General features: G+C 69.8%; 11 protein-coding genes and 1 pseudogene. 6 read left to right on the forward strand and 6 right to left on the reverse strand.

Going from position 1 to position 15339, the window contains the following annotated elements; translation table 11 throughout:
- Positions 1-109: 109 nt before the first annotated feature.
- The 3 genes from IE226_RS34790 (at position 110) to IE226_RS34800 (ending at position 2520) form a co-directional block, all read left to right on the forward strand.
- Positions 110-637 carry a MarR family winged helix-turn-helix transcriptional regulator gene (locus tag IE226_RS34790; protein WP_190085457.1) on the forward strand — a complete coding sequence of 176 codons (528 nt, stop codon included), beginning with the start codon at positions 110-112 and terminating at the stop codon, positions 635-637.
- 6 nt (positions 638-643) lie between these two features.
- Positions 644-1480, forward strand: coding sequence for an EamA family transporter (locus tag IE226_RS34795; RefSeq protein ID WP_190085458.1), 837 nt, complete (start codon positions 644-646; stop codon positions 1478-1480).
- 134 nt (positions 1481-1614) lie between these two features.
- A complete protein-coding gene (locus IE226_RS34800) occupies positions 1615-2520 on the forward strand; it encodes an aminoglycoside phosphotransferase family protein (RefSeq protein ID WP_190085459.1) in 906 nt (301 codons plus the stop codon).
- 148 nt (positions 2521-2668) lie between these two features.
- Here the strand turns inward: IE226_RS34800 and IE226_RS34805 are convergent, their stop codons facing one another.
- On the reverse strand, positions 2669-3406 hold the full coding sequence (locus IE226_RS34805; RefSeq protein WP_190085460.1) for a D-Ala-D-Ala carboxypeptidase family metallohydrolase: 738 nt from the start codon (positions 3404-3406) through the stop codon (positions 2669-2671).
- A gap of 206 nt (positions 3407-3612) precedes the next feature.
- Here IE226_RS34805 and IE226_RS34810 point away from each other — a divergent pair, with 206 nt between their 5' ends.
- Complete coding sequence (locus IE226_RS34810) at positions 3613-5511, forward strand: SMI1/KNR4 family protein (protein WP_190085461.1); 1899 nt, start codon at positions 3613-3615, stop codon at positions 5509-5511.
- A gap of 41 nt (positions 5512-5552) precedes the next feature.
- Here the strand turns inward: IE226_RS34810 and IE226_RS34815 are convergent, their stop codons facing one another.
- The 4 genes and pseudogenes from IE226_RS34815 to IE226_RS34830 all read right to left on the reverse strand — a co-directional run bounded on the left by IE226_RS34815 (position 5553) and on the right by IE226_RS34830 (position 11145).
- A complete protein-coding gene (locus tag IE226_RS34815) occupies positions 5553-6380 on the reverse strand; it encodes a S1 family peptidase (protein WP_229871721.1) in 828 nt (275 codons plus the stop codon).
- 339 nt (positions 6381-6719) lie between these two features.
- The gene (locus tag IE226_RS34820; protein WP_190085463.1) at positions 6720-7319 is read right to left on the reverse strand and encodes a GOLPH3/VPS74 family protein; all 600 of its coding nucleotides are present in this window, start codon (positions 7317-7319) and stop codon (positions 6720-6722) included.
- A 290-nt stretch (positions 7320-7609) separates the two neighbouring features.
- Positions 7610-9247 carry an NAD-dependent malic enzyme gene (locus IE226_RS34825; protein WP_190085464.1) on the reverse strand — a complete coding sequence of 546 codons (1638 nt, stop codon included), beginning with the start codon at positions 9245-9247 and terminating at the stop codon, positions 7610-7612.
- Between the two features lie 333 nt (positions 9248-9580).
- Positions 9581-11145 (reverse strand): annotated as a pseudogene (locus tag IE226_RS34830) (adenosine deaminase family protein).
- 456 nt (positions 11146-11601) lie between these two features.
- Here IE226_RS34830 and IE226_RS34835 point away from each other — a divergent pair.
- Positions 11602-13689 carry an NACHT domain-containing protein gene (locus IE226_RS34835; RefSeq protein WP_190085465.1) on the forward strand — a complete coding sequence of 696 codons (2088 nt, stop codon included), beginning with the start codon at positions 11602-11604 and terminating at the stop codon, positions 13687-13689.
- Between the two features lie 38 nt (positions 13690-13727).
- On the opposite strand, the gene IE226_RS34840 is transcribed toward IE226_RS34835, so the two are convergent.
- A complete protein-coding gene (locus IE226_RS34840) occupies positions 13728-14303 on the reverse strand; it encodes a TetR/AcrR family transcriptional regulator (RefSeq protein WP_190085466.1) in 576 nt (191 codons plus the stop codon).
- 100 nt (positions 14304-14403) lie between these two features.
- Between IE226_RS34840 and IE226_RS34845 the strand changes: the two genes are divergently transcribed.
- Positions 14404-15318, forward strand: a complete 915-nt coding sequence (locus IE226_RS34845; RefSeq protein WP_190085467.1) for an NmrA family NAD(P)-binding protein — start codon at positions 14404-14406, stop codon at positions 15316-15318.
- The last annotated feature ends 21 nt before the right edge of the window (positions 15319-15339 follow it).

Raw genomic sequence — 15339 nt, forward strand, 5'->3', positions numbered from 1 at the left:
CAGCCCGCGCAGTTGGGGCCCGGAGTCGTACGCCTGGCCTTTGGGGCCCGGAGGCGTTCGCCGGGCCTCGGGAGTTGCCCCGCCCGTCTCCCGGTGTTATGCATGAGTCATGCATGATACGCGGCGAGTGGCGAATCTGCTGGGTGCGACCGCCCTGGCCCTGGTGGACGGCACGCTGAACGGGATCTCCGGGACGACGGGCCTGGGCGGCAGCTCTGCAGCCGCTCTGGTCGTCCTGGCCGGTTCGCCGGGCCTGGGCGGCACGGAACTGGGGCGAAGGATCGGGCTGACCCAGTCCGCGGCCGCCCGTCTGGTCGACTCACTCCAGGCTGCCGGGCTCGCCGAGCGAAGCCCCGGAGAGGGACGCCATGTCTCGGTGACCCTCACGAGCGAGGGCCGCAGCAGAGCCCGAAGCGTGCTCGAGGCACGCGGCGGGACGTTGGACGATGCCGTATCCGCCCTCGACGCAGCAGAGCAGGCACAACTCGCGGGCCTTCTCGACAAGCTCCTCACCCGCCTCTACCAGGGGGCGGACAGCGCACACCGCATGTGTCGGCTGTGCGATCGGGCCGGTTGCGTGAGCGGCGCCGTGTGCCCGGTCGGACAGGCCGAGCGAGATAGCCGGGCCGGGGAGTGAGCGCTGATGGGTGCAGTCCTGGCGCTCGCCTCGTCGTTGAGTTACGGCGCGAGTGACTTCGCCGGCGGCCTGCTGTCCCGCCGTGCGCACTTCGCGACGATGGCATTCATCGGGCAGGTCGGCGGGCTGTTGTTCGCATGCGTCGTCGGGGCCTTCCTCAGCACCGGCGCCCCGCAGCTGCCGGACCTGGTCTGGGGCGCCCTGTCCGGGGTGGGCACCGGCATCGGAATGACCTTCCTCTTCCGGGGCATGAGCCGCGGCACGATCAGCACCGTGGTGCCCGTCAGCGCCGTCACCGGGGTCGCGCTGCCGGTCCTGGTCGGCGTAGTGCTCTGGGCTGAGCGCCCCTCCCCCCTCTCCTGGCTCGGTCTTGCCGTGACGGCACCGGCATTGTGGCTGGTGAGCCGGGACGAGCGGTCGGACTCGCCCGCCGAAGGCGCCACTGCGATGACCGACGGGCTCATCGCAGGTTGCGGCATAGCCGTCCAGTACCTGTGCCTGGCGCGCGCCGGCGACGAGGGTATCTGGCCGATCGCCGCCGGCCGGCTGGCCGCGGTCGTCACCCTCTTGCCCCTGGCCCTCGCCCATCGGACCGGCTCCCGCCCGGCGCCCGGCCATCTGGTGGGAGCGGGCGTCACGGGCATGGCAGCGGCTCTCGCGCTCGTCCTCTATCTCCAGGCCGTACGGCAGCAGTTGGCTGTCACCGCCGTGGCACTCTCTTCCTTCTATCCGGTGCTGCCCGTAGTGCTCGGCGTGATCGTGCTCAAGGAACGACTCAGAAGGACACAGTTGCTCGGCCTCGTCACGGCAGGCGTCGCAATCGGCCTGGTGACGCTCGGCTGATGGCGCTTGGCGAGGACCACCAGGTCTGACCCCCCGGGCGTCAGACCGGCCGGCACACCCGCGGATCTCCGGCAGGCACCGTCGCGCGACAGAAATGAGTTGCAGCAGATGCACGTGAGGCGAATGCTTACACCATGCAGATGCACGCCAACCAGTTGACGGTGACGCCTGAGACGGTGCGCACGCTGGTAGAGCAGCAGTTTCCCGAGTGGCGAAGCCTGCCGGTCAAAAGCGTCGCCTCGCAGGGTACGGTCAACGCCATCTTCCGTATCGGCGATCGGCTCGCGGCCCGGTTCCCTCTCGAGTCCGCAGATCCCGAGTCGACGCGGCGCCGACTGGAGTCCGAAGCGCAAGCCGCTCGCGAGCTGGCAGGGCGCACGCGCTTTCCCACTCCAGAGCCGGTCGCGCTCGGTGAACCAGGGGCAGGGTTCCCGCTTGGGTGGTCGGTGCAGACGTGGCTGCCGGGTGTGGTGGCCGCCCACGAGGATCCGGGCCAATCTCCCGCTTTTGCCCGTGACTTGGCCGACCTCATCGGTGACCTGCGCGCGATCGACACGCAGGGCCGCACGTTCGCCGGCACGGGGAGAGGAGGCGACCTGCAGTCCCATGACGCGTGGATGGAGACTTGTTTCAGACACAGCGAGCAGCTCCTGGATGTCCCTCAACTGCGCCGTATCTGGGCCACGTTGCGTGAGTTGCCGCGCGGCGCGGTCGAGGACGCCATGGCCCATTGCGATCTGATTCCCGGCAACGTGCTGGTCTCCGCCGGCCGGCTCGCGGGGGTTCTCGACGTCGGCGACTTCGGTCCGGCTGACCCTTCGCTGGATCTTGTCAGCGCGTGGCATTTGCTCGAGGCCGGGCCGCGGCAGGTGCTCCGCGATCACCTGGGCAGCGACGACCTCGAATGGGAGCGCGGCAAGGCGTGGGCTTTCATCCAGGCGATGGGGCTGGTCTGGTACTACGTCAGAAGCAACCCCGCCATGAGCCGGATGGGCCGGCGAACCCTGGAACGTATCGTGGCGGAAACGTCGCTCGCGTGACGTGAAGGGCCCGCACCTCCGCCAACTGCTCGGCCGGCGGCTTCGCCCTGCGTGATTGTCTGGACCCACCGCCACTGGGCCGTCTCTGGTGGACGAGTTGGGCCGACCGGTGGCGCCCCCAAAAGACACGGGGGCGCCACCGGGTGTGCTAGATGCCGCAGGCCGACGCCGACCAGAAGCGGCTTGCGCGGTGATCGAGGTGGGTGTGGTCACCGTGGCCCGGGTAGCCGGGGCCGAGGATTCCGTTGAAGCCGTGATTGCGGGCCTGCTGGGCGAGGCGGCACAGTGAGTGCGGGCCCGAGCCGAGGTCGGCCGCGTCGCCGTACAGGTGGCGGCTGCCTGCCGCTCCGCCGACCGCGTCGTTGCAGGCATGCGAGCGGAAGCCGCTGGTCACGCGAATGGGCTGGTCACCGAGTGCGTGCCGCAGTGCCTCGAGTTTCCACATGGTGCGCAACGCGTTTGCTTTCGCGGTACTCGCGCTGACTGCGCCTCCGGCCCAGGTGGAGTTGCAGGTGTTGAGTTCGGCGTAGGTGAAGTGGATCGGTGTGCAGTCGTTGTCCTGGAGGGCGTAGATCTTGTCGAAGGTCGCCGGGCCGGCCACGCCGTCGGCGGCCAGGCCGTAGGCCGTCTGGAATCGTTTGACCGCGGCAGTGGTAGCCGGTCCGTAAGCGCCGTCGACGGCGAGCGCGCCGCCGCTGCCGGCATGGCCTGCCACCCGTATCTGCAGCTGCGTTACGTCGGCGCCCGAGGCCCCCGAGGACAGGGTGCGCGACCATGTGTAGCAGCCATCGGCCTGGGCAGTCCCGGTAGTGGCGACGACGCCGCCCAGGGTTGCGGCGATGAGCATGACAATCGAGAGGATGAGTCGTGCGGTGCGTCTGGTCATCAGAGCACTCCATGGGGGGCGGGGGAGGGGGGATACGCATGTGCGTTCCGAGCCTGGCGGGGTGGGCGGCGCACGTCAACGGGGCGTGAACGGCCGTCATTTGTCGGACCTTTGGCGGTCGCTGGTTCGGGCGGGGCTTCCGCAGGCTCCGGCGAGCGACGGTGATGCTTCTTTGGCTGTCAGTGCCTGATGGCAAGCTCCTCTCCATGAGCGACGAGTCTTTCAATTGGCACACATTCCTCGGCCGTTGGCAGGAGGAGTGGGTTCCGCGCGCGGACCATGAGGAGGAGGACGACGACGAGGACAAGGTCGTCTCTCCGGGCAGCCCCGGAGCGAGCGAGGCAGAGATAGCCGCCGCCGAGAAGCGCCTGGGGCTGCGGCTGCCCCCCTCGTACCGGCAATTTCTTGCCGTGAGCGACGGGTGGCACGTGGACCAGACGGCCGGGGTCTATCAGCTCGGCGGAGTCGCGGACATCGACTGGAGCCGAGACCCCTACGACTTGACCGCTCTGTACACGGAGAACCTGGACGACGACCCGCGTGAGGAGGACGTGCTGCTGGCCGGGATGTGGGCGCGGTCGCTCCGGCTGGAGACGGACTCCGACATGACGCTGGCCCTGCTCGACCCCGGCGACCGCGACGACGACGGCGAATGGGCGCTCTACATCTACAAAGGCTGGAGCGGTGAATTGCCGGACCGCTATCCATCGTTTCGCGCCCTCATGGAGGCGATGTACCGAAGCTTCCACGCCGATCGGGTGGAACGCCCCGACTTCGACAACGCGACCACACGGGCACAGGACGCACGCGTCGAGACCGCCCGTCTCCTTGCTCTGCGCGGACGCTACGAGGACGCCGTGCCCCTGCTCGAGGAGGCAAGCTCCTTCGGCAGACCGCACAGCTATTGGCTGCTGTCCCAGATCCGGCATCTGCAGGCTCCGCGCAGCGCTCAGGACTACGGCTTTTTGGTGGCCGACCCTCGTTATCTTGCCGAGCTTCTTCCGGTGCATGCCCTGGAAGTGGCGTCCGGCGCATGGCGACTGGGCGGCGACGACCACTGGCTGGGGATGATGGCCGCCCGTGGCGTGGACCGGGAAGCCGCCGAGGACCTGCTGCACACGATGCGTGAGGGCACCCATCGCTATGCGCCGCCGGGCGAGTGGGGTCGAGCGGTCGCCGAAGCCCGCGAGTCGGCTCGCTGGGGTGCCACCGACGCCGCGTGGCGCGTGCTGCGCAAGGCTCTCGTGCACTGGGAAGCTCCCGGACCGCAGCTGATCGCGCCACTGGGACTGCTGGCCGATCCGATTCTGGCATCACTGATCACCCCGGAACGCGGGCGGGAAATCCTTGCGACCCCGAGGGCCGGTGAGCAGGGCCCCCTTCCCGAACCGGTGCCGGACCTCGACCCGCCGGGCCTTGCCTGGCTGACGACAGACGGGCCGTACGGGCGGCCGTTCGACGGCTACCGCTGCATCTGGGTCGAGGGCGTCGACCCCTCGACGATGCCGGCCCTGATCGGCGAGGAGGGCGCCGAACTCAGCACGCCCGTGGAGGCGCACAAGGCGTATCGGCGAATGCGACAGAACCACGAGCGAGATGGCGTGGAGCTGTGGGAGGACCGCGCGGAGGCCGCCGTGGGCCGCACCGCCGAGGGGTGGGCATTCGCCTTCGACGGCCAGTCCGGGCGCAGCATGAACCCCCGGTTCGAGTCCCTCGCACCGACCGCATCCGCATCGGGCCGTGCCGTGGTGGTCTGGCGCGCGCCGCTGAGCCGCTCTGAGGACAGTCACCCGGCCGCTTTCCACCTGTCGGTGGCCGATCGGGGCCAGGAGCTCTGCGCGTTCACCGTGCGGGGCGCGGACATCCAGGTCTCCGGCTCCATACCCGACGCCCTCAGGCCCGCCCGGCTGCTCGGCGCACAAGGCACGCAACTCGACTTCGAGACACGCGTGTTGGAAGCCATGCACAGTGAACTCGGACTCTCCCTGCCCTGTTTCGCACTCACCCGGGGCAGCCTCCCCATGTGCACTACCCGGTCCTGGACCCGGGCTCCGCGCGAAGGGGAGGGCTTCGCCTACCTGAGCTTCAGACGGTCTCGGTCCTGATCGGGACCGTCGACGGCATCCCGGGTGCCCCGTGCTTCCTCTCAGCGGTTGTGCTTCGTCGTTTTGTGTATCCAGGTCGTGTAGGCGGGTGCGCTGGTGTAGAGCCCCGGGCCCTGACTGCAGCGCAGGCCGGGGGCGCCGGGGCCCGAGGTGACGCCGATGAGTTCCCAGCGCCCGTTGGGATTCCGCTGGAGTTGAGGGCCGCCCGAGTCGCCGTTGCAGGCCATGGCGCGGGGTATCTGGCTGATGGTGCACAGGCGGGTGCTGCCGGCGTAGCCGGGTGCGCACTGTGAGGGTGCGCCTCTGCGGGTGTCGAGTTCCTGGAGGCGGACGGGGAAGACCCAACCGGCGGGGTCGGGTGTGTCGTCGGTGGTGCCGAAGCCCAGGATCCGGGTGGGGGTGCCGGGCCGCCCCGGTTTGTCGGCGAGGGGGATGGGTTTCTCGGTGACCGGGCGGTTCAGGCGGAGCAGGGCGAGGTCGTTGCGGTTCGGTCCGCTGTCCTCGCCGTTGCGGTAGCCAGGGTGGGACACGGTCTTCGCGATGGACCGGACCGTGCCCCCGGTCGTCCTGCGTTCACTGCCGATACGGACGGTGCCGTCCGGGGTGACAAGTGCCGGGTCCACGCAGTGGGCCGCGGTGAGCACCCACCGCGAGTCGATCAGCGAACCCCCGCAGACACCCTTGAAGGCGGGGTCGTCCTTGCCGGTCACCGGGATCGACACCATGGCGGGGTAACGCTGTGTGGAATCCGTCCCGTTGACGATGGCTTCGGCACTGGGGGTCATGGCGGCGGCGCAGGCCGCTGCGGCCAGGGCGGCCACGGCGGCGGTGCGGGCCGTCGTGCGGCGCGAGGGCTTCGGGCTGAGCACGGGTTCTCCGATCAAGGGGGCTGGTGCGATGTGCTCAGCCTCCGCGATCAAGAGGAGCGGAACCATCCGGTCAGCTGGCCTGTGGCAGGTGCGGTCAGCGGGTCCGTACGGGGTGGGGAGAACCCCCGCGCGCTCCCTTCCGGAGGGCTCGTTGCGCCGCCGGTCGGCGCCGCGACTACTCATCGTCCGCTGCTCCGGGCTTGGACCACATCGACTTGGTCCCGGCCCGGAGCGCAGGTCGCAGCAGCCCGATCATGAGGAGGCAGTGGAGCTGCGGGCAATTTCCTCAGTGCGTGCGGGGAGGGGCACCGCAGACGCGTCCCCGAGGGCGGGTGCGGCTTACGGGCCGCGCCAGAGGTTGGCGTAGGCCGAGTTCTCGATGGTCCGCCTCTGGCGTACGGCCTCCAGCTCCATCACCGCGTCGTGGACGGCGGCCAGCACGGTCGTCACCGACTCGTCGGCGAGGCCGGGCTCGATGTCGGACGGTTCGTCGGCGATGCCCACGATGGAGGCGAGGGCGGTCAGGACGGGTTCCTCGTCTTTCCAGCGGTCGGCTGCGCGGCGGCGCGCGGGCGTATCGACCGGTTCCACGCGGCGCGGGCCGAAGGGCAGCCGGCCGCTTCGCTGCGGTTTCAGCTCGTCGCTGTCTTCCAGGGCGGTCTGGTAGGCGGCCGCGAGGTCACGGCCCCGGCGCCACAGCCAGTCCTCGATCTGCTCGTAGGGTGCCTGTCGGGTGAGTCCTGCCGCGGCCTCGCTGATGAGCCGGTCGTCCGGCGTCGGCTGTCCGGTCGGCACGATGCGGTCGCCGTCCATGGCGATGGCCCCCGCTTCGATGAGATCGATGAGCTCGGCGCCCGCGAGGGCGAGGGACAGGTCGCCCTGTCCCACGGAATACTTGACGTCCATGGCGATGATGAACAGGTCTTTCGCCGTGTTCATGAACGGCTCCCCTCAAAGACATCGGCAAAGCTGCGTCCCCGCCCTCAGGCCCGCGTGCGGGGCCGGCCGGTTGGTGGGGCGAGTGTCATCATCAGTATCGGCCCTGTGCGCGCGGCCGGAGCCGTTTCGCATCGTGACGGGAGTTTCTGCCGGGGGCTTCCGGATCGGCCGCTCCCGGAAGATCCCTCGATGCCCCTCGATACACAGCGACGTCGCCGCTCGCCGTGAAGTGGGCCGTGCGCGGCCGGATTCGCCCCGGGCGGCATGGCTGCCGCCGCGATTCGCGTCGCTCAGTACTCGGGTGTCCAGCGCGTGCCGCGAATCGCGGTGCGCAGTTCGTCGTCGGAGGCGTCCGGGGCGACGCCGTCGGCGACGGCCTGCCGCGCCACGGCCAGTGCGATGTCATCGGCTGTGTCCCGGACATCCGCCCACGCCGGCAACAGCGGAGCTTTCGCGTCCACGAGGGCCGGGGAGGCGTCACCGAGCGCGCGAGCCGCAGCCCGCATCATCGCGTTGGTCACGCGGTTCGCCCGCGCGGCGGTCACTGCCAGTCCCACGGCAGGGAAGACGTAGACGTTGTTGCACTGTGCGACCGGGATGTCGACGCCGTCCCGGTGCAGGGGCGGGAAGGGCGAGCCCGTCGCCACCAGAGCTTTGCCGTCGGTCCAGGCATCCACATCTGCCGGCCGGGCCTCCGCGTTCGCCGTGGGGTTGGACAGGGGAAAGATGATCGGCCGGTCCACCTTCGAGGCCATGGTCCGCACGATCTCCTCGGTGAACGCGCCCTTTGCCGTGGAGAGCCCGAGCAGGACGCCCGCCCGTACGTGCTCCACGACATCCGCCAACTGCGGGGTTCCCTGGACACCCCAGCTCTCGACGTCGGCAGGATCACGCGCGAAGGCACGCTGGTCCTCGGCCAGGTCGTCGCGGTCGGTGGTGAGCAGGCCGTCGACGTCGAGGATCCAGCAGCGGGCGCGGGCCTGCGCGTCCGACAGGCCCTCGTCGACCATCTCCTGACGCACCATGTCCAGCACGCCGATGCCCGCGGACCCAGCGCCGACCATCACCACCTGCTGCTCCTTCAGCGGGGTGCCGGCGATCTTGCTCGCCCCGTGCAGCGCGCCGAGCGTGACGGCGGCCGTGCCCTGGATGTCGTCGTTGAAGGTGAGCAGCCGGTCTCGGTAGCGTTCCAGGATCGGTGCCGCGTGCGGGGTGGCGAAGTCCTCCCACTGCAGCAGGACCTCGGGGAGTTCGGCCTGCACCGCCTCCACGAAGGCGTCCACGAAGGCGAAGTAGTCGTCGTCGCTGATGCGGCGATGCCGCCATCCCAGGTAGAACGGGTCATCGAGCAGATCAGCGTTGTCGGTGCCGACGTCGAGCAGGACCGGAAGGGTACGCGCCGGGTCGATGCCCCCGATCGACGTGTAGAGCGAGAGCTTGCCGACCGGGATACCCATCCCGCCCACCCCTTGGTCACCGATGCCCAGGATGCGCTGCCCGTCGGTGACGACGATGACGTCGATGTCCTTGCGGGGGCGGTTGCGCAGCATCTCCACCAGCTGATCCCGGTGCGGCCAGGACAAGTAGAGCCCGCGCGGACGCTGCCACAGCTCGGAGAAGTGTTTGCATCCCTCGGCGACGGTCGGGGTGTACACGAGGGGGAGTGCCCTTGCCACGTCGTGGGCGAGTACGGCGTAGAAGAGGGTTTCGTTGCGGTCCTGCAGGGAGCGCAGATACACATAACGCTGCAGGTCGTCAGACTGCCGGTCGATCTGGCCCCAGCAGCGGCGGACCTGCTCGTCCAGGCTGGTCACCGCGTAGGGGAGCAACCCGCGCAGCCCGTGTTCGGCGCGCTCGCTCTCGGTGAACGCGGTTCCCTTCGTACGCAGCGGATCGGACAGCAGGCCGCAACCGGCGAGATCGCTCATCAAGCCATAGTCGCGGGGAAATGCCGGCCATCGCGCCCTCGACACGCCACCTGCAGTGGGCGGCGTGGGGCGGACACTCCGTTCTTGCCCTCGGTCAGTCAGAGGGCCGGGTCGGTAGGCCATCACGCGCTGTCAGCGCCGTCGGGCGGTCAGCGCTGTCGGGCGCATGATCGGCCCTTCCAGGACGCGCATGGGGGACACATCTGTAGAGCCCTCGCGGCTTCGGGGTCGGTGCCGCTTTCTTCCTCTGCGTCCGGATTGCACGGGCCGGAAACGGCCAGGTACCGGCCTACCGGTCCCGAAGATCGGGGCCGGTAGGCCGGCTGTGCTCAGTCAGCCTGCGTGGGTGCGGCGGGTCTCGAAGCGGTCGAAGGCCGCTTCCTGGCGCCACTGCACGGCCGCTTTCGGGCTGGCGGCGAGCAGGCTCGCGCACGCCCTGGAGGGTGAGGAGTCGCCCGGCACGTCGTGCCGGCAGCGCGCTGCGCGCTGGTAGTCCGCCGGGGCGCCGCGATCGCGCCACAGGCTGCGGCCGGGCAGGAAGGCGTATTCCAGCGAGGCGCGGGCCAGGTCCTTCAGTTCCGGGTACGAAAGATCGTAGGTGTCGGCCGCGTACCGGTACTCGTGGCTGATGTCGGTTCGTGAGATGCCGGGGTCGTCCGTGGCCAGGACGATGGGCACGCCGTGGGCCCGATAAGCGTTGAAGGGGTGGTCCTCGCCGGCGACGCCGAGGATCTGGGCGTTGCTGGTGAAGGGCACCTCGACCGCCACGTGCCTTTGCGCCATGGTGCGGGCCAGGTTCTGCCAGTCGTCCTCGTGGACGAGGTCGACACCGTGGCCGATGCGTTCGGCGTGCCCGGTGTGTACGGCCTCGTTGATGTGGAAGGTGAGGTCTTCCGGCTTGACGAGACCCGGCCACAACTCGCCCGCGTGCAGGGTGATGTGGGCTTTGGGGTACTGCTGGTGGAGGTAGTCCAGCATGCGCATCTGGAGCCGGTAGTGGCGCAGTGCACTCTCGCCGTCTTCGGGCTGCACCAGGTTGATGGCCACGAAGCGGGGGTCTTTCTCGGCCAGCCTCAGGCCGAGTGCCATCTGGGTGAAGACGCGTTCGGGCGAACTCCCGCGGGAGACCTGAGAGATCCAGCGCATCGGCCTGCGGCCTTGCGTTCCGTGTCGGCCTTGTCGGCGTCGCGCCGCGCCTCGGCGACGATGCGGTCCAGCTTGCCGTCGGCTTGCAGCTTCTCGTGGAAGCGTTCCAGGTCGGCGTCCCAACCGACCATGTCGGCCAGGCGTTTCGCGGATCCGGAGGCGGGGGTGATCATGGTTTCCAGGTAGAACTGATTCTGCGCGGCCGCCGTTTCGGCCACCTCGGCGAGGAGCTCGCCCGTGTGGCGCCAGGACACCTCGCCGAACTTTCCGAAGGTGGCGAAGAAGTGGTCGTGCCCGGGCTTACCGGCCGGGAAATCCTGCATCGACCAGGCCCGCAAGAGGGAGCGGTGGAAGGCGGCGTCGGACTGCGCGTCGGAGGCCGGCCGCTGTCCCTTGCCGCACGGGCCTTCGACGGCTGTCATCGTCTTCTTCTCGATGCACAGTCCGTCCCGGCCCGCGAGCTCGATCAGGTACTCCGTAGAGACGGCACCGGAGAGGTGGTTGTGAAGGTCTGCCCCCTTGGGCAGGGCACGGAAGAATTCCCGGGCGGCGGAGGGGTCGTGACGCAGGGTCTGCAGGTATGCGTCGGTGCGCAGTTCACCTGCGCTGGGCAGACGCGGCGCCGCGGCAGAGCGTACGACGCCGGGACCGGCGGAGCCGCCCCCGACCGGGGCGGGGTCTGTGGCATGGGCGGCCGGAGAGAGCAGAGACAGGGACGACAAGGCGGCCAGGGCAGCTGCACCGACCGGCAGCCTGCCCCGGTGCGTGCGTGCTCCGGCGAGGAGGTGGAAGATCACCTACGGATCTTCGCCGCGACACGAAGCGGCCCGCAGGACACACACCGCCGTTCATGCGGAAACCACCCGACCGAGTGCTGTGTTGCGCTTTGCTGCGCCCGGGGGTGGTGCCGCCGAAGCGGGCGGCGGCGCCCGGGCGAGAGCGAGTTGCTCCGGTTGGAGACAGCAGTGCACCGTGGTCACACGCAACCCCTGCCTCGCGGCCGTGCGCGTCGGCTGCGACCAGCACATCCCTCCCGCATCCGGTGCCTCGGCGCCGACCGCCTCGTCCATCGTGTGCACGAACAGGGGCCGGCTGCTGCAAGCGGTCATCAGAGGGGAGGCATCGAAGGCCTCCGGTCGGCCTGACGGCAGCGCGTGTGATGGCCGGTCCGCCCGGTAATGCCGCCGAGCTGCGGGGATTCGTCCATCATGGATCTCATGGTCAGCGTGCGGGGGCGGACGTTCGGGTTCGGATCGGCCACACTGGTGGCTTGCTGCGGCACGGTGGCGATGCTGGTGCGCGCGCTCGGGTCGCCGACAGGCGACATCGACCCCCTCGGCGCGGCGGTCGCTACGAGCTCGTTCGTGGTGAGCGTGTGGGGCGCGTTCATGACCCTGCGCTCGACACACTGGCAGGAGACCGATCTCGCCGAGGCCGCGGAACGCCTGGCGTCCCGGGTCCTGGCGGTGGAACGCGAGGCCCGCCGACAATTGCTCGGAGGCCACGACCGCACCGTCGACGTACGTTTCGTCTTCCGGCCCTCGCCCACACATTCCGCGCTCGGCGCCGACGGTGGCGGGACTCTGGCCGACGTGGCCGGCTACTTCCACCGTCTGCGGCCGCGACGCATGGTCGTGACCGGGGTGCCTGGTGCGGGGAAGACCGTGCTGGCGGTGCAGTTGATGCTGCGCCTGCTGGAGCAGCGCGGCCCTGACGAGCCGGTTCCCGTGCGGATCTCCCTGGCTTCTCTGGAGCCTCATCTCGACGTGGAGGCGTGGGTCGCACGCCACCTCGTCCGCGTCTACCACCTGCCGAGACAGGCCGCCGACGTATTGGTCACGGCACGGCGCGTGCTGCCTGTGCTCGACGGCCTCGACGAGCTCGACACCGTGTCGTGCCCGGGCTACGGCTCTCGTTCCGCCCAAGTCCTGCGGGCTCTGAACGGCTACCAGCAAGGAGTGCACAAGGCGGAGTTGATCCTGACCTGCCGCACTGACACGCACGACGCACTGGAGGAGGCCAGGGTGTGGGCTCACGACGCGGCACGAATCGAGATTCAGCCGGTCACCGCCACCGAGGCCCGCCGGTTCCTGAACTCCCGCGTCGACGACCTCTCCCGCTGGGCAGAAGTCCTGGACTCCCTGGACCGTAACCCCACAGGACCGCTCGCCGTCGGGCTCGCCACTCTCTGGCGCCTGACACTCGCCGCGACCGTCTACGAGCAACGGCATCCCTCCACCGGCGCCTACGCACGCGCCCCACGCCACTTGCTGGCGCCGCATCTGGACAGCGCCGACGCGGTGGGCACGCACCTCCTCGATCTCTTCATCCCCGCGACGGCCGAGCTCTTCCCCCGCTCCCGCGGCTCCCACTTCGACCCCGAGCATGTGCGCGACTGGCTCACCACCCTCGCCCGCTACCTCCAGCACAACGCCACCACCGGCCGTGCCATTGCCGGACACCGGCTGTCCGGCACCGACATTGTCCTGGCCCGCCTCTGGCCGTTGGCCGACACGCGCCACCCGCGCACCACGCTGGTGCTGCCCGCCGTCGCGCTATCGCTGACCGGTGCCGCCGGCCTGCTGGCGCTGCTCTCCACCCAAGGGCCTCTTCTCGCGCCCTGGCCCTTCCTCACCGCACTGGTCATCACGAGCCTGTTCGCGGCCTGGATCTGGTCTGAGACGTGGTCCGGGCTGGAGGACAACCACCGGAACCACCAAGTGCGCACCGCGCCACGGACCTTCACCCAACGGCTCAGGGAAGGGCTCGGCTACGCAGTCGTCCTTCCGGGCGTGTTGATAGCGGCAGTCGTCAGCGGAAGCACCTCCCTGTCGGCGGCCGAGATAGCCATGACCGTAATCGTCTGCGTCGGCGCACTCGGCCTGCTGTTCTCCGTCCCGCTTCCGGCGGCGCCGGAGAGCTCGCACCCCGCCCTCAACATCAGAAGCCACCTGGTCTGGAGCCTCCTGGCCCCGGCCATGATCTTCTCCGAGCTGATGCTCGCGGCGGCGCTGGCCGGTGACAAAGGTGTCGCCGCCACTCTCGTCCTCACCGTTGCCGGGGGAGTGGCGGGCGGGTTCCTCTTCAGCCCCATGCTGGCGCCGACGGGTCTGTGGTACGTCGGCCTGTTGTTGCGCACTCGAAACTGGACCCGCCGACCGCTCCCCTGGCGTCTGGGCCGGTTTTTGACCTGGTGTTACGACGCCGGCCTCGTCCGGGTAGCGGGAACCGCGTACCAGTTCCGCCACCGCGAACTGCAGGATCACCTCGCCCGCAGTGCCTCTCCGCGCGGGTGAGTGCAGCCGGCGCCGTGACTCCCTGAGCGTGGTGGTCTTCAGGCCGTGGTGGCCCCCTGTGCAGGGCTGATGCCTTCGACTGCGAGGCGGAAGAGGCGATCGGCCCGGGCCGCGGGTTCGCTGTGGTGTTCGGTGGCCAGCGCGATGCCGACGCTGAGGGTGAGCAGGTCGTGGAAGGTGACTCCGCGCCTGACTGCCCCCTCGCGGATGGCGTTTTCGAGCAGGGGGGTGCCCGCCTCTTCGAGTGCGCTGCCGCAGGAGTGCGACGCGGGCCGGTCGGTGGGGGGCTCGAAGGTGAGGGCGTCGGCGAGGCCGCGGGCGGAGACGGCGTACTCGACGAGACCGTGGAGCCAGTCCAGGAGTGCGGCGCGGCTGTCGTCGGTTTCGCCCAGGCGGCGGGCGCGCTCACAGAGGTTCTCGATGCGCTCTTGGAAGACGGCTTCGAGCAGGGCTTGGCGGGTGGGGAAATGGCGGCGCACGGTGGCCGATCCGACGCCGGCGGTGCGGGCGATCTGTTCGAGAGAGGCGTCGGCGCCGTGCGCGGCGACCTCGGCTTCGGCGACGGAAAGGATGCGCTGGTAGTTGCGTCGGGCATCCGATCGCTGTGCGGTCATGTGCTCCTCATTTGCTAAACGGCGGGCCCCGCCATATCTTAGCCCGAAGGTAAACGGCGGGGCCCGCCACTTATGTCTCCGCATCGTGAGGAGCAAGACCATGACCACCCACGCCGCACCCGTCCTTGTCACCGGCGCCACCGGCCGCCAGGGCGGGGCCACCGCCCGCGCCCTCCTGTCTGCCGGCACACCGGTACGCGCCCTCGTACGCAACCCGCACTCCGAGCCCGCCCGGGCCATCGAGGCGCTGGGCGCCGAACTGGTAAAGGCGGATCTCTCCGACCGGAACTCCCTGGACCCGGCGGTCGAAGGAGCCCGCGCCGTGTTCTCCGTGCAGATGCCGCCCATGACCGAGACCAGTGTCGATTTCGCGGGAGAGCTGGCCCAGGCCACCCATCTCATCGATGCGGCGAAGGAGGCGGGCGTAGGACAGTTCGTGCAGTCCTCGACCAGCGGCGTCGGCGAGCACACCCGCGTCCCCGGCTGGAGCGAAGGCCGCTGGGCCGCGCTGGAAGGCTATTTCGGCACCAAGCAGGCCATCATGGAGGCGGTGCGCGGTGCGGGCTTCGACCGCTGGAGCGTGCTCAAGCCCGCGTTCTTCATGGAAAACATCGCCGCGCTGCTGCCCGACGGACCCGGCGGCGGTCTGGCCACGGTGTTGGACCCGGACACCGAACTGGCACTTGTGGCGTGCGAAGACATCGGCGTGGCCGCCGCCCACGCCTTCGCCGACCCCGACCGGTTCCACGAAGTGGAGCTGGAACTGGCCGGCGACCGGCTCACCATGACACAGGTCGCGCAGACGTTGTCCGCGACGTGGGGGGTATCGGTCATCGCGCCGTCGATGAACGTGGAAGAGGCCCTCGCGGCGGGCATGCCGACGTGGGGCGCCGGACACGAGTGGAACAACGCGGTCACCCAGCCGGCGCGCCCCGAGTTCGCATGGGCCCTGGGGCTCCCGACGACCACGTTCGCCGACTACGCGCGCGAACATCTGACGGCCGCGCCCCGCTAACGGCCCTGGTCGGCAGCTGGG

This window comes from Streptomyces longisporoflavus, from assembly GCF_014649775.1.
GTDB classification, from domain to species: domain Bacteria; phylum Actinomycetota; class Actinomycetes; order Streptomycetales; family Streptomycetaceae; genus Streptomyces; species Streptomyces longisporoflavus.

What these genes read in the sequence shown, in the direction of transcription:
- IE226_RS34790 (WP_190085457.1), top strand. Translation starts at nt 110, where the DNA reads ATGCATGATACGCGGCGAGTGGCGAATCTGCTGGGTGCGACCGCCCTG.
- IE226_RS34795 (WP_190085458.1), top strand. Translation starts at nt 644, where the DNA reads ATGGGTGCAGTCCTGGCGCTCGCCTCGTCGTTGAGTTACGGCGCGAGT.
- IE226_RS34800 (WP_190085459.1), top strand. Translation starts at nt 1,615, where the DNA reads ATGCAGATGCACGCCAACCAGTTGACGGTGACGCCTGAGACGGTGCGC.
- IE226_RS34805 (WP_190085460.1), bottom strand. Translation starts at nt 3,406, where the DNA reads ATGACCAGACGCACCGCACGACTCATCCTCTCGATTGTCATGCTCATC.
- IE226_RS34810 (WP_190085461.1), top strand. Translation starts at nt 3,613, where the DNA reads ATGAGCGACGAGTCTTTCAATTGGCACACATTCCTCGGCCGTTGGCAG.
- IE226_RS34820 (WP_190085463.1), bottom strand. Translation starts at nt 7,319, where the DNA reads ATGAACACGGCGAAAGACCTGTTCATCATCGCCATGGACGTCAAGTAT.
- IE226_RS34825 (WP_190085464.1), bottom strand. Translation starts at nt 9,247, where the DNA reads ATGAGCGATCTCGCCGGTTGCGGCCTGCTGTCCGATCCGCTGCGTACG.
- IE226_RS34835 (WP_190085465.1), top strand. Translation starts at nt 11,602, where the DNA reads ATGGATCTCATGGTCAGCGTGCGGGGGCGGACGTTCGGGTTCGGATCG.
- IE226_RS34840 (WP_190085466.1), bottom strand. Translation starts at nt 14,303, where the DNA reads ATGACCGCACAGCGATCGGATGCCCGACGCAACTACCAGCGCATCCTT.
- IE226_RS34845 (WP_190085467.1), top strand. Translation starts at nt 14,404, where the DNA reads ATGACCACCCACGCCGCACCCGTCCTTGTCACCGGCGCCACCGGCCGC.